The following is a 13565-nucleotide window of genomic DNA, read 5'->3' on the forward strand; positions in this document are numbered from 1 at the left end:
GGGTATCGGATTCCCACATTCATCCGTACATGTACGGATGAATGTGGGAAGTGTTCGGATGAAGTTGCGAATCAAGGGATTACCGTCCAGTCCAAACCAAATCTCTCAGTCTTCCTGCAATTTCGAACATGTGGCCTATAATGTTGCTTTGGTTACGCTACATATTGCGCAGCCATTTAATACGTCGCCCACCGAGGGCCATTAATTCCTATCGCCTTATTGGCTAGGAAGCAATCGAAGGAGGTATCCGTGGCAGCAGAGACGCCTTGCTCGGTCCTCTATAACGATATTCGCTCGTTCGGCGGTCTTAGACATCTCGAGATCGCCCGAATGCTCATCAATGGAAACTCTTATCTCGGCAGTACCCTGCTCGAGAAATGCTCCTCCAACCGCTCGTATCTCACCCGTTACATCGTCCATCGCGAGCCTGACCAGTGCGCGCCCGCCATCTACAGCGACTTTGCCGTCACCACGCTCAATCTTTCCGCGGCAATCTGCAGCAAGCTCGGCGGCGGCGAGTCCGCCTATCAGGCAATCGCCGAGCACTATCGCGGCCCGGCCGCCAACGAAATGATGTCGGCTCTCGCCAGCTACAAATTGGACGGCCGCCTATATGCAAACGCCCTCAATCACATCGATAACTTTGACGGCAATGCCGCGCGCGAGAAGAGTACGCTTTACCTTATGCTCTTTGTGGCAACGGGTGCACTTGCCGATCCCGTTCAAGGCGTGGCCACCGTCGAGCGCTTTTGCGACAGCAAGACGGGCGGGCACTTTGGCACCACCGAAACTACCGTCGGACGTGGCTTTATGGGCAGCCTGGAGCAGCCACGCACCGTCGCCCCCAACCTCGGTCTGCTCAGGACACATGCCGACAACTGCGTCGACATGCAAATCCATCCCCTCACACGCGATCCGCGCGGCACCGTGATTGGTTCTTTGCCCAAAACCTCGCCCAGCATCACCGATGTGGGCGCCGACGCATCGCGCGAGCATCTTCGCATTTGGCTTGAGGGTGAGCACTGGTACGCCCAGGGCCTTGGATCGACCAACGGCACGGTGCTCGAATCGGGTGCAGGCGACGGCGATATTGTGATTGAGCCGCCGCGCGACCAACGCGAGCTCGGCAAAGTCTATCCCCCCCGTGGAAATCGCCAACAGCGACAGACTTCATTTGGGTCTCTATACAACGTTTCTCGTTATTGTGGACTAGCGCGTAGAGACGTGGGAAACAGATGCCACTCGTCTTATATCATTTACGTTGCACGTTGCACTATAAATAGCAATACGAGTCAGCTTGTCGGCAAACACGTCTATCATGGGCTTTAATCGATAATCGCGTTCTCGTGTGAGCACGCGGCCCCACCAGACGAAGGAACGCCTTGGATACCACCAACACCGCCCCTGGCGACAAACTCATCCGTCTCGACACGTTCGATACCGCCGTGGCAGTCGACCCCAGCGCCGAGGATGATGCCAAGCGCCGATTTATGACGCTTATTCTTCAGACGGCATACCGCGACGGCGGCAATATCGGACATGTGCTTCGCGCGACCAACACAAACGGCGAGGTCTTTGCCGTCAAGCTGCTCAAGGACAACGCCATCCTTTCCGGCCAAGCCCCCGATCGCTCCGCCGAGCAATCTGCCGCGCACCTGGCCAGCACCGTCGCGCTGTTCGAGGAGTACCGTCATCTGTGTACCGTCTCGAACCTGCGCGGATTTCCGCGCGTCTATGGCTATGGATCGTGCGAGGACGACCCGCTCATCCTCATGGAGTGGGTCGAGGGCACCTCGCTCAAGCAGGCGCTGCCCCTGCTTCCGAACGATGTCTCGGGCGGGCTAACCACCCAGATGGTCGCCGCCGTCGGAAACGCCGTGCTTCGCGCACTCCTGATGACCCAGGGGCTCGTAAATCCGGTCGTCCATCGCGACCTGTCGCCCGCCAATATCATGTTCCGTACCACCAGTCGAACGCTCGAGCAGCAGATCGTCGATTGCTCCTTTGACCCCTGCCTCATCGACATGGGCTCCGCGACCATGGCCCTCGGCGACGACACGATCACCCGGCGCGCCGACATCTGGCGCTTTGCCACGCCCGCATACGCCGCGCCCGAGATGCTCACGCAGGATATCGAAGGCATTGCGGCCCTTCGCCGCTCGCCCGCCATCGACGTCTATGCGCTATCGAGCATTCTGTACCAGCTCTACAGCGGTCGCAAACCGTTCGATGTCGAGTCGACGGGTGCCGCGGCGACCGGCTCGTTCTACCTCATAAAGACCAAGACCAAGCCGGCACCGCTCGAGCCGCGTTGCGAGGGCGATGAAGCGCTCGTCCAGATCATCATGAAAGGCATCTCGGTCGAACAGGGCGATCGCCCTACCGAGCAGCAGATGCTCGAGGTGCTCTCGACATACCTCCCCGCTGCAGAATCTGAGGACCGCGAGGGCGCAGGAGACGAGGACGCAATTGATATCGATTCTGGCACGCACCTTAAGGTCGACGTCGCCGTCGAGCGCGCACGAGAGATCCTGGAGCAGGCCCGTCACGATGCCATGACCCGCCGCCGCTTTGTCATCGGCGGCGTCGTTGCAGCCGCTGCGGGGCTCGGCGTTATCGGGGCGGCAACCCATGGCTTTGGCATCCCCGACTACCTGGACGGCATCCGCGGTTCGCTTGACGACTACACCTGGGCTCAGCTGCAGGAGATTTCGCTCAAGATTAAGGCCGCCGAGACCCGTAGCGAGGCACGCGAGATTGCCAAGCGCTACCACCTGCTCGACGTTGATGGGCATATCCCCTATCCGTGCACCAAGCGCGTGAAGCTCGCCAACGGGCTGGAGGTCGGCGCTCAGCTTGTGGGCATCCGCCACGACGAACTTCTGGACGGGACGGGCAAGGCCGGGCTGACGTTTATGTTCGATGCGGGTATTACCGAGCGCAACGCTGCGACTGAACCGTCGAGCGCCGGCTGGGCAGATTGCGAGCTGCGGGAATGGCTCGACGGCGACGGCCTTAGGCTGCTGCCCAACGAGTTGCGCGCGCTCATTAAAGGGGTCAAGAAGGTCTCGAACAATGTGGGCGCCGCCAACAGTGCATCGTGTCTGAGCGAGTTGCCCGCAACCCTTTGGCTGCCCGCCATGGTCGAGCTGTGCGGTACGCAACCGCCCGATTCGTTTGCCGAGGGCTATCACTACCTGGCAGACATCTACAACTGCGAGGGCAAGGAGTATCAGCTCTTCCGCGAGCTCAAGGTAAGTCCGTATACCACGAACGAGATGTTGGTTCGCCAGTGGAAGGGCAAGGACACCTGTTGGTGGGAACGAACGGCGAGTCCCGACACGTCGGAGAGCGAAGGCGCACTCTATATGAACCGTGTGGGCTACGACGGCGACGTCTTTACGTACGCAACGCCTGCGGAAAAGCCAAGCAAGCGAACCTGCGTGATCCCCGGGTTCTGCATCTAGGGAGCGGGCGTCTTGCCGTGACGGGACCCCTCCCCGGCAATTGTCTCGATCTGTAACACCAGCTCGGCAGATACAGGTCTCGATGTTACAGAACGAGACATTAGCTTGCCGAGAACTTCGCCTCATAAATGTGACTCAAGTGTGTCGATATTTCCTTGCCAATGTTGCGCAACAGAAGCCCCTTCGGCCGTCGTAACGTACGAATTGTCATAGGTACCCCTTCAACGATTGGGAGAAGAAATGGCAAAGTACGCACCTAAACACTTGGAAGCCTCAGGCGTCGCCGAGCCTCGCCCCACATTCTCGGGCCACAAGGCAACACGACTCGCCGTCACCGCGGCAACCACCATCGCTATGACTGGCTCGTCGCTGCTCGCGCCGTTCTCGGCATTTGCCAACGATGCGAGTGACACCACGGCACAGGACGCGATCATGTCCCCGCTTGCTGTCCACGCCGGCGAGGCGGCAGGTTCCGCAGTAAAGACAAACGCCCAGAAAATTGCCGACTTGCAGGCTGCGATCGACGCCGCAAAGGCTGCCGAGGCAGACGCCAAATCCGACTACGACACGGCGGCTGCCCCCTATACCGAAAACCAGGCGGCCCGCGACAACGCACAAAGCACCTATGACGCCTCCGTCTCCGATAATTCGCAGGCAGAGGCCGCCGCACGTGCCGAATATGCTCGCCAGCTCGATGAAAGCGTCAAGGCGGCCGACAGCGCCAGCGCCACGCTGAAGGATGCCCAAGGAAAGCTCGATGCAGCCAAGACCGACGCCGAGGACAAGTCGAAGGTCCTTGATACCGCAAAGCAGGCGGCAGCTGATGCGCAGGCCAAGCTCGAGGCAGCCCAGAAGGCAGCCGCCAACGCAACGCCGGAGGAAATCAAGGTCGCCGAGCAGGCTGCCGCAGATGCGCAGGCCGCTCTGGACCAAGCAAAGGCTGCGAAGGCTACTGCCGATTCCGCGCTCGCCGACGCTCAGCAGGCTCAGAGCGCCGCGCAGAGCGCTTACGACGAGGCGGTAGGCACGCTGGCTTCCGCTCAGCAGGAAAAGACCGCCGCGGATGGTAAGGTAGTCGCAGCACAGACAGCGTATGACAGCGCACAAGCCGATTTGGCGGCCGCAAAGGCAGGCGCCGAGGGCCCGGAGTATGACGCCGCGCAGGCAAAGGTCGATGCTGCCCAAAGCGCACTCGACCAAGCGAAGCAGCAGCAGGCGGCTGCCGAAGCAAGCCTTTCTCAGGCAAATAGCGACGTTGCATCCAAGCAGGACGCCCTCACTGGTGCCGAAAGCGAGCTCGAAGCTAAGAAGCAGACAGTCGCAGCAGCCGAAAATGGTGTAACGGCAGCCCAGGCGAAAGCCGATGCGGCGCAATCGGAGTTGGCCTCGGCAAAGCAGGCACATGCTGCCGAACTGGAGAAGGCAAAGGCCGCTCAGAAACAAGTCGACCAGGCAAAAGCCGAGAAGGAGCAGGCAGACAAGGCGCTCGAAACTGCCAAGGCAAGCCAGGCGGCCGCCGATCAAGCCGTTGTCGATGCACAGAAAGCATACGATACGTGCAAGGCGGCAACCGATAAGGCAACGACGGCGGAGGCGCAGAGTGTCATCGGCTTCTACCAGTCCATCGGTGCCAATGACGCTGCAAACATCATCTATAAGCAGAGCGACTTAAACCCGACGACCATCGGCGATAAAAAGGACGGCACGTCACTCGACAACGCCAAGCTTTCGTTTGGCAAGCTGCGCGAGATTAATGAATATCGTAAAAGCGTCGGCCTTAGCGAGCTTAAGGTGACGGCAGAGCAAATGGCGATCGCTCAGTCCAACTCCAATTACTCTGATGCGATGTTAGACCACTCGGATTACGCCAATTTTGAAAATGCCGCTTGGAACTTCAGCACTAAAGAAAACATCGCGCACCAATGGGTCGATGATGAAAAGAAGATATTTGACGAGGCTGCAGCGAAAGCCGGCCTTGGCAACGTTGCCCCCAAAGATGCTTGGAAGACTTTCTGGAGTCACGGTACCGAATTCGGAGCCCAAGGCGTGGGCTTTGGCAAAGTCGGCCACTATTTGAATATCGTGCAGCCTGATGCCAAGACCATGGGATATGGTATCAATTCACGTGGGACCCATTGGCCATACACATTCGTCTTGGAAATCGATAACAACTACGGTTCAGCCGAAAAAGAATACTCGATCGATGAACTCGAGAATCTCTTTGATCAGTATCAGCTAAACCTCTCCAAGGCCAGCGATAACCTTGCCGCCGCGAAAGCAAACCTCGAGCAAAAGCGCAGCACAGCGGCATCGAAAGCCGATGCCGTAAAGGCAGCTGAAACCCTCGTCGCTCAAAAGCAGGAAGACATTGTTGCCGCGAATAGCGACCTTGCCGCCAAGAACGACAGCGTAGCAAGTTCCGCCGCCGCTGTTGCCCTAGCAGAGCAGAATCTCGCCAAGGCAAACAGAAAAGTTGCCGAAGCCGAAGACCAGGTCAAAGCCGCCCAAAGCAACGTGGCGACCGCAGAGCAGGTCGTCAACCAGAAGCGCGCCGAGCTTAAGGCATCGCAAGAGCAAGCCGCTCAGAGTCAGAAGAAGGTTGATGACGCCAAGGCAGAGACTCTCGTAAAGCAGCAGACTCTGCAAGATGCAAAGAAGGAACTTGCCAAGTATTCTGCCGATGTTGCTGCGGCTCAGGAGAAGGCTGACAAGGCCCATCAGGCGCTTGATGAAGCCACGGCAGCCCAGACGTCTGCCCAGAGTGCTCTCGAAAAGGCGAAGCTCGACGAAGTTACCAAGAAGCAGGCCCTCGGCACCGCGAAGGACAACGCCGAGGACAAGGCGACGAACGCGGAGCACGCCGCGAGCGATCTGACCACGGCGAAAAACGACTTTGCCTCAAAGAAGGCCCATGCCGACGCCCTGAGCAATGCGGCCGATAATCTTGCCACCGCCGAGGCGGCCAAGCAGGACGCCGACGCAGTAGTTACCGAGGCCGGAGTCGCCCTCAGTGCGGCAAATGATGCTATCGCGAACGCCGAGCAAGCGGTCGAGAATTCTCAGGCCGCATCAGATGCCGCTGTCGCTACCCTCGGAAAGCTCAAGTCCATCAACGTCGAAAACGGCATTGCAACTGGCTCTGACGCAAACGCGAACGATACGCTCAATGCCCTCTTTGCCAAGTGCGTCGCCGCCAAGCAGGCAGAACATAACGCAAAGGCCGCACTTGATGCCGCTCAGGCAGACCTTGATGCTGCAACGCCCGCCTACGCCGCAGCTCTCAACGGCTACAACGAGGCGAAGGCAAAACGCGTAGCCGCCGAGCAAGCCCTGAAGGACGAGATCGCCCGCCAGGAGCAAGAGGCGGCGAAGGCCGAGCAGGCCAAGATCACGCAGGCTGCCGCTAAGCCGGTTGCCGGAAAGCCGTCTGCCGGCAACGCCAAGACGGCCGCCAACTCGGCACTTCCCACCACAGGCGACAGTGCCGCGCTCGCCGGTGAGACGTTTGTCATCGGAGGCGTCGTGCTTGTAGCCGCCGGCGTCTTCCTAACCGACAAGAAACGTCGTCAGGAGTAAGGATTTCGGGAGGGCGGCTTCTCCTCCCTCCCACCGCTTCGCAAACCCCGCCTGACATGCGCCGGGACGTCTACCACACGGGCGCCCCGGCGTTTTACGTTGTATGGCCGGGGCATCTGCTCCGAGATTGTCTCGATCTGTAACATCTAGGACCCAAATATCTGTCTTACTGTTACAGATTGAGATGTTCGGGTTACCCTCGAATGGTTTGTCTCGATCTGTAACATCTAGCAGGCAAAACGGTCCCCAGGCGTTACAGATTGAGACGTTAAGTTGTGGCTCGATGTAATGTCTCAATCTGTAACAGTTACGGCTCAAAAACTGGACCAGATGTTACAGATTGAGATGTTTGGCAGAGACGGCCACCGATTGAGCAGCCACCCTCATCTGTAATGAAAAGTCATACATTCAAACTATTACTGGACACCCCCAGGGGGTATGGGTGTATAGTATCGGCGGGTTAACAATTCCAATACCGAACCACGGAAAGGAGAAGCCATGGCTCAAGATAAGTTCGACGTGGGCGGTATGACATGCGCCGCCTGCCAGGCGCATGTGGACCGCGCCGTGAGCAAGCTCGACGGCGTCCAAAGCGTCGCGGTCAACCTGCTCGCCGGTTCCATGCTGGTGGACTACGACCCCGCACAGGTCTCCCCTGACGATATCTGCACCGCTGTCGACCGCGCAGGCTACTCTGCCTCGCCCGTCGAAGCGGGCGCCGCGGCCTCAAGCGGCAGCACGCAAGTCAGGTCCGGCGCCGCCCATATGGAGTCGCCGACCAAAAAGCTGGAGGCCGCCGCCTCCGCCATGCGCATCCGCCTCATCATCTCGATCGTATTCCTCATCCCGCTGTTCTACATAGGCATGGGGCACATGCTCGGTTGGCCGCTGCCCGGCATCTTCACTGACCATACCCACAGCATGACGCTCGCCCTCACCGAGCTCGTCCTGCTCATCCCCATCGTCTACGTCAACGACGCGTACTTTATCAATGGCTTCAAGTCGCTGGTCCACGGCGCGCCCACCATGGACGCCCTCATCGCCGTCGGCGCCACCGCGTCCATTGCCTGGTCGCTCTACGCCATGTTTATCATGGCCGACCAGCTGGCCGCCGGGCAAATCCACAAGGCCATGATGACAGGCATGGACAATCTGTATTTTGAGAGCGCCGGCACGATCCTGTCGCTGGTCACCGTGGGCAAATACCTCGAGACGCGCAGCAAGTCCAAGACCGGCGGCGCTATCGAGGCGCTCATCGACTTGGCGCCCAAGACCGCGACCGTCGTGGCAGAGGACGGCAGCGAGACCACCGTCGACGTCGATGCCATCCTTCCCGGCCAGGTCTTGCGCGTGCGCCCCGGGGAGTCCATTCCCGTCGATGGCGTAGTGCTCGAGGGCAGCTCGGCCGTAGACGAGAGCGCACTCACTGGCGAGTCCATCCCCGCGGAGAAAACCGTCGGCGATACCGTCAACGCCGCCACGGTCAATCGCACCGGCTCGTTTACCTTCCGCGCCACACGCGTGGGAGCCGACACGTCGCTTGCCAAGATCATCCAACTCGTCGAGGACGCCAATGCCACCAAGGCGCCTATCGCCCGCTTGGCCGACAAAGTCGCCGGTGTGTTCGTACCCGTGGTGTTCGTGATCTCGGCTGTGACCTTTGCGGTGTGGATAGCACTGACCGGCAGCATCAACGAGGCGCTCACCTCCGCAGTGGCCGTGCTGGTGATCAGTTGCCCATGCGCGCTGGGCCTGGCCACGCCCGTCGCCATTATGGTGGGCACCGGCAAGGGCGCCGAGATGGGCATTCTGTTCAAGAGCGCCGAGGCGCTGGAGAACCTGCGCAGCGTGGGCACCGTGGTGCTCGACAAGACGGGTACGGTCACCCGCGGCAAGCCGGCCGTGACCGATATCGTGGTAGCCACGCGCGCTGACGGCTCGCCCGCCATGAGCGAAAAGGCGCTGCTCAAGCTGGCCGCCGCGCTGGAGCGCTCGAGCGAGCACCCGCTGGCAGAGGCGATTATGGCCGAGTGCGAGGCGCGTGGAATTGTCGCGCGCATGGTCGAGGACTTTGCCGCTGTGCCCGGACGAGGCGTTACGGCGCGCGAGGGACAAAACGCCATCGCTGCCGGCAACGTGCGCCTGATGAACGAGCTGGGCGCGGAGGTGCCCGCCGGCCTTGCCGAGCAATTTGCCACCGAGGGCAAAACGCCGCTGTTCTTTGCCAAGAACGGCGAGCTTGTCGGCACCATCGCCGTGGCCGACGAGGTCAAAGAGACGAGCGCTGCTGCCATTGCCGCATTGCGCAAGCTCGGCGTCGATGTGCGCATGCTCACCGGCGATAACCGCGTGACGGCCGAGGCCATCGCCCGCCGCGTGGGACTGAGCAGCGAACAGGTTATCGCCGACGTCCTGCCCGCCGACAAGGAACGCCACGTGCGCGAACTGCAGGATGCGGGCGGCAAGGTCACCATGGTGGGCGACGGCATCAACGACTCCCCCGCCCTGGCGCGCGCCGACGTGGGCCTTGCTATCGGCACCGGCGCCGACATCGCCAAGGAAGGGGCAGATGTGGTGCTCATGCGCAGCGACCTCATGGATGTGGCGCGCGCCATCGAACTTTCGCGCGCCACGATCCGCAACATCAAGCAGGACCTGTTCTGGGCGCTGTTCTATAACGGCATCGGCATTCCGCTGGCGGCGGGCGTGTTCTTCCCCCTCACCGGCTGGCAGCTCTCGCCGATGTTCGGCGCCGCGGCCATGAGCCTGTCGAGCGTGTGTGTCGTGACTAATGCATTGCGCCTACGAACCTTTAAGCCCAAGACGGCACGCTGAGGCACCCGACCTTGCCCCTCAAACCGTCGCTCGCCTTTCGGGGCAATCTCGGGCACCTCAGCGCACCTTTAAGATGACTCTGTTCACGACTAAACTGTCAGAAAACCTCAATCGATAAGGAGTACAACCATGAACTACACGATCAAAACCTCGGGCCTTATGTGCGGCCACTGCGACGCTACTGTCGAGACGGCACTGCTCAACGTTGCCGGCGTGACCGACGCCGATGCCGATCACGAGACTCAGACCGTACAGGTGGAGTGTGCCGACACCGTGACCGCCGAGCAGCTCGCTGACGCCGTCGAGGGCGCCGGCGAGAAGTTCCACGCCCTGTCTGTGACCGCCGCGTAGCGACCCGCACGTACCCCCCCGACCAGAAACGAGGACCCGCCATGATGGCAGACCATAAATCGGTGACCCGCATGCTCAAGACGGCACGCGGTCAGATCGACGGCATCCTGCGGATGGTCGAGGAGGACCGCTACTGCGTCGATATTTCCACGCAGCTCATGGCAACGCAGGCACTCATAGCGCGCATCAACGCCGATGTGCTCAAGGCCCACATTGAGGGTTGCGTGACCTCGGCAATTGAATCGGGCGACGAGGAACTCAAGGCCGCCAAGCTCGCCGAGATCGAGCGCGTCGTCGACAAGCTCTCCAAGTAATTGGCGCTCCGGGGACAGGCACGTTTGCACCACCTTGGTGCAGATTAACCTGTCCCCTTTGCACCAAATCGGGTATAAGGGCGTGCAGCATATCGAATGAAAGGCAATGTGCATGAATGACTTTATGAAGGGTCGCAACGGCGCCGATGAGCTCACCATCGTGATGGGCTTTGCTGGAATCGTCATCGCGATGATCGGATCGATGGCCCGCATCCAGTGGCTCAGCTGGATCGCCATCGCCGTGATCGTGCTCGGCGTGCTGCGCGGCCTGTCCAAGAACATCGACGCGCGCCGCAAGGAGAACGCGGCCTTTGTCACCGCGACCGCGAACGTCCCCGGCCTAGGCAAGTTCGTCGCCAGCTTGGGCGGCGGCGCCGCAGCTGCCAACGCCTCGCGCGCGGCCGGCACCAGCAAGGAAGACTTTGAGCGCGCCAAGCGCACGGCCAAGAAGATGTGGAAGGGCCGCAAGACCACGGCGTACCTCAAGTGTCCCAACTGCGGCCAGATGCTCTCCGTCCCCAAGGGCAAAGGCAAGATCCGCGTCACCTGCCCCAAGTGCCACGCCAAGATGGAAACCCGCTCCTAGCGCCCGCACGCGGGACAAATTAATCAGGTTTGTTTGTCCCAAATCTTAAGTATTTGTTCGATAAAAAAGCCGAGGCCTCGTGTTGAGACCTCGGCTTTTTGTATGCGGCAACGGAGCTGCACCTTTGTCACATCTACGCCAAACCGTCGCGGGCCAGCTCCTCGGCCAGCGCTTCGGCAGGCATGGCCATAATCGCGTCGAGCTCGGCGTCCACCTCGGGAATACGCTTCACCTTGAGCTTGCGTACCAGATCACCGCGACACATCACATGCGTCGGCTCACGCAGAGCGCACAGGTCATCGAGCGGATTCTTGCGCGTCACCAGGATATCGGCGGCCTTGCCGCACTCGATCGTACCGGTCTCGCCGCCCAGCCCCAGGAGCTCGGCATTGACCTGCGTAGCCGTATGCAGCGCGAAGGCGTTGCTCACGCCCACGTACTTGGCAAAATAGGCCACCTCACGCCACATGTCGTACTGCGTCACGAACGGGCAGCTCGAATCTGTGCCAAGGCCCACCTTAACGCCAGCTTCCAGCGCCGCACGAGCACTCTCGATAATGCCCGAGCACACGATGTCGCCGTTCTTCTTTTGCGTGTCAGTCGAATGGGTCTTCTCCGGATCGAGCAACACAAACGGCAGCGCCGGGCTGATAGTGCAGGTAACGCTGGGCGCACGATCCTCAAGCTGCGTGCCCGCGGCGCCACGGTACAGCTCCAGGATCTCGGGCGTCATCGGGGCACCGTGCTCGATCGTGTCGACCCCGGCCTCAAGCGCGGCCTTCACGCCCTCGGTGCTCTCGACATGAGCCATAGCCGGCAGGCCCACCTCGTGCGCCGCCTTGCACGCCGCCGCGGCAACCTCCACCGGCATACGCAGCACGCCCGGCTCGCCCACCTCGGTCGCATCGAACACACCGCCCGTTACGAACAGCTTAATGACGTCGGCGCCGCGCGCATACAGGTCTCGCACCTGCTCGGCTGCCTCGACGGGGCTGTTGGCCACCTGGGCGAACAAGCCCGCGCCATGGCCGCCCGGCACCGTGACGCCCGTTCCCGGCGCTACCAGGCGCGGACCCTGATACTTGCCAGCGTCGATAGCGTCGCGCACGGCAATGTCGGCAAACAACGGGTCGCCCGCGCCGCGCACCGTGGTCACGCCGCTTGCCAGCTGCTGCTGGGCACTGCCCTTGAGGATGCGGCGGACGATGGCACGGCCCACGGGATTATCGAGTTTCTTCATCAGCGCTCCCGCATCGCCGGCCGAGACAGGCTTGCCCGAGCCGCACAGGTGCACGTGCATATTGATGAGACCGGGCATAAGATACGCACCACCCAGGTCGATAACCTCGGCACCTGCAGGCGCCTGCGCCACAGCACTCGGCCCCATCCAGGTGATGACGCCGCGCTCAACAGTCACGGCCATATCGGGTTGCGGCTCCATATGTTCCGAACCATCCAGAATGGTCGCATTGATAAACAACGTGGAACGATCGGCAGATGCCATATCGAGCTCCTCCCTCACGATTAACTTGAACATTTGTCCATTATCACCTAATGCAGCGACCTAAAGTCGAGCATATCGGTTAACGGAGGGACGAGAGAGATGTGAGGACAAACGGAGACAGCGTGGCGATACTTCGGCCGTGCTGACGAAACATCTCAATCTGTAACAGTTAGGCCGCCCCCAGGCCGTTAAACGTTACAGATCGAGACTTATCAGCAGCTCCTACTCCCACTCCTGCTCGTAGATGTTGAGTGACTTCACGTACCGCCCCTGGGCGCCCATGATGTCGCGGACCAGACGCAAGAAGAAGCTGATGCACGAGGTGTCAAAGCCATCCTGCAGGTCCTCCGGATGCACCGCACCAGGCCCATCGACCGCCGTGTCACTCAGGCGTGCGATGTCATACAGATAGAGTTGTCCCGCCGTCAGCCAGACATCGTCGACGCAGGCGAGGCGCACCGCAATCGCTCCGTCGCTCCAATGCTCCTTTTGCACGATATGCGGGTCGTAGACATCAAAGCGACGGTCGGTGCGCGTGTCCTTCAGCGCGACCATACCAGTCGCAGGATCCTTGTCCAAAATGCCAAAGCGCGAGAAATACTGCGTGTCGCGTACCTGCTCGAGCCGCTTGAGCGAGGCAGGCGAAAGCGATGTCGGCGGCTCTTCAACATACAGCTCGAGCAGCGTCTTGCCATGGCGATAGGGGCGCTCGAAGAGCAGCCAATCGGTAAATGCCATGTTGTAGGCCATGATTTCGTTTTGCGAAGGCTCGGTGCAATAGCTGAGCCACGGGTCGACAATGATCTCGAACTGTTCGCGCGCCGGCTCCAAAAACTGGAACTTCCGCAGCATCCAAAAATGGGCCATGTCGGCAATATCGTTGCCGACGGCTTCAGCCAGCTCTGCTCGGTCAAAAGCGTGGTCAGTCATGG

9 protein-coding genes are annotated in these 13565 nt (G+C 60.6%); 7 read left to right on the forward strand and 2 right to left on the reverse strand.

Going from position 1 to position 13565, the window contains the following annotated elements; all coding sequences use genetic code 11:
- Nucleotides 1-249: 249 nt before the first annotated feature.
- The 7 genes from AAAV21_RS03725 to AAAV21_RS03755 all read left to right on the forward strand — a co-directional run bounded on the left by AAAV21_RS03725 (nt 250) and on the right by AAAV21_RS03755 (nt 11129).
- Nucleotides 250-1329, forward strand: a complete 1080-nt coding sequence (locus AAAV21_RS03725) for an FHA domain-containing protein (RefSeq protein ID WP_349107584.1) — start codon at nt 250-252, stop codon at nt 1327-1329.
- A gap of 53 nt (nt 1330-1382) precedes the next feature.
- Nucleotides 1383-3467: a DUF6273 domain-containing protein gene (locus tag AAAV21_RS03730; protein ID WP_349107586.1), complete on the forward strand. Its 2085-nt coding sequence runs from the start codon at nt 1383-1385 to the stop codon at nt 3465-3467.
- 240 nt (nt 3468-3707) lie between these two features.
- The gene (locus AAAV21_RS03735) at nt 3708-7043 is read left to right on the forward strand and encodes a CAP domain-containing protein (RefSeq protein ID WP_349107588.1); all 3336 of its coding nucleotides are present in this window, start codon (nt 3708-3710) and stop codon (nt 7041-7043) included.
- 498 nt (nt 7044-7541) lie between these two features.
- Nucleotides 7542-9878: a heavy metal translocating P-type ATPase gene (locus AAAV21_RS03740; RefSeq protein ID WP_349107590.1), complete on the forward strand. Its 2337-nt coding sequence runs from the start codon at nt 7542-7544 to the stop codon at nt 9876-9878.
- Between the two features lie 129 nt (nt 9879-10007).
- Nucleotides 10008-10229, forward strand: coding sequence for a heavy metal-associated domain-containing protein (locus tag AAAV21_RS03745; protein ID WP_349107592.1), 222 nt, complete (start codon nt 10008-10010; stop codon nt 10227-10229).
- Between the two features lie 41 nt (nt 10230-10270).
- The gene (locus tag AAAV21_RS03750) at nt 10271-10543 is read left to right on the forward strand and encodes a metal-sensing transcriptional repressor (RefSeq protein ID WP_089572203.1); all 273 of its coding nucleotides are present in this window, start codon (nt 10271-10273) and stop codon (nt 10541-10543) included.
- 112 nt (nt 10544-10655) lie between these two features.
- The gene (locus AAAV21_RS03755; protein WP_349107594.1) at nt 10656-11129 is read left to right on the forward strand and encodes a hypothetical protein; all 474 of its coding nucleotides are present in this window, start codon (nt 10656-10658) and stop codon (nt 11127-11129) included.
- A gap of 133 nt (nt 11130-11262) precedes the next feature.
- On the opposite strand, the gene AAAV21_RS03760 is transcribed toward AAAV21_RS03755, so the two are convergent.
- Both AAAV21_RS03760 and AAAV21_RS03765 read right to left on the reverse strand, forming a co-directional pair.
- The gene (locus tag AAAV21_RS03760; protein ID WP_349107595.1) at nt 11263-12633 is read right to left on the reverse strand and encodes an amidohydrolase family protein; all 1371 of its coding nucleotides are present in this window, start codon (nt 12631-12633) and stop codon (nt 11263-11265) included.
- Between the two features lie 222 nt (nt 12634-12855).
- Nucleotides 12856-13563: a hypothetical protein gene (locus AAAV21_RS03765; RefSeq protein WP_349107598.1), complete on the reverse strand. Its 708-nt coding sequence runs from the start codon at nt 13561-13563 to the stop codon at nt 12856-12858.
- Between the last annotated feature and the right edge of the window lie 2 nt (nt 13564-13565).

The organism is Collinsella sp. CLA-AA-H302 (assembly GCF_040093305.1).
Classification (GTDB): domain Bacteria; phylum Actinomycetota; class Coriobacteriia; order Coriobacteriales; family Coriobacteriaceae; genus Collinsella.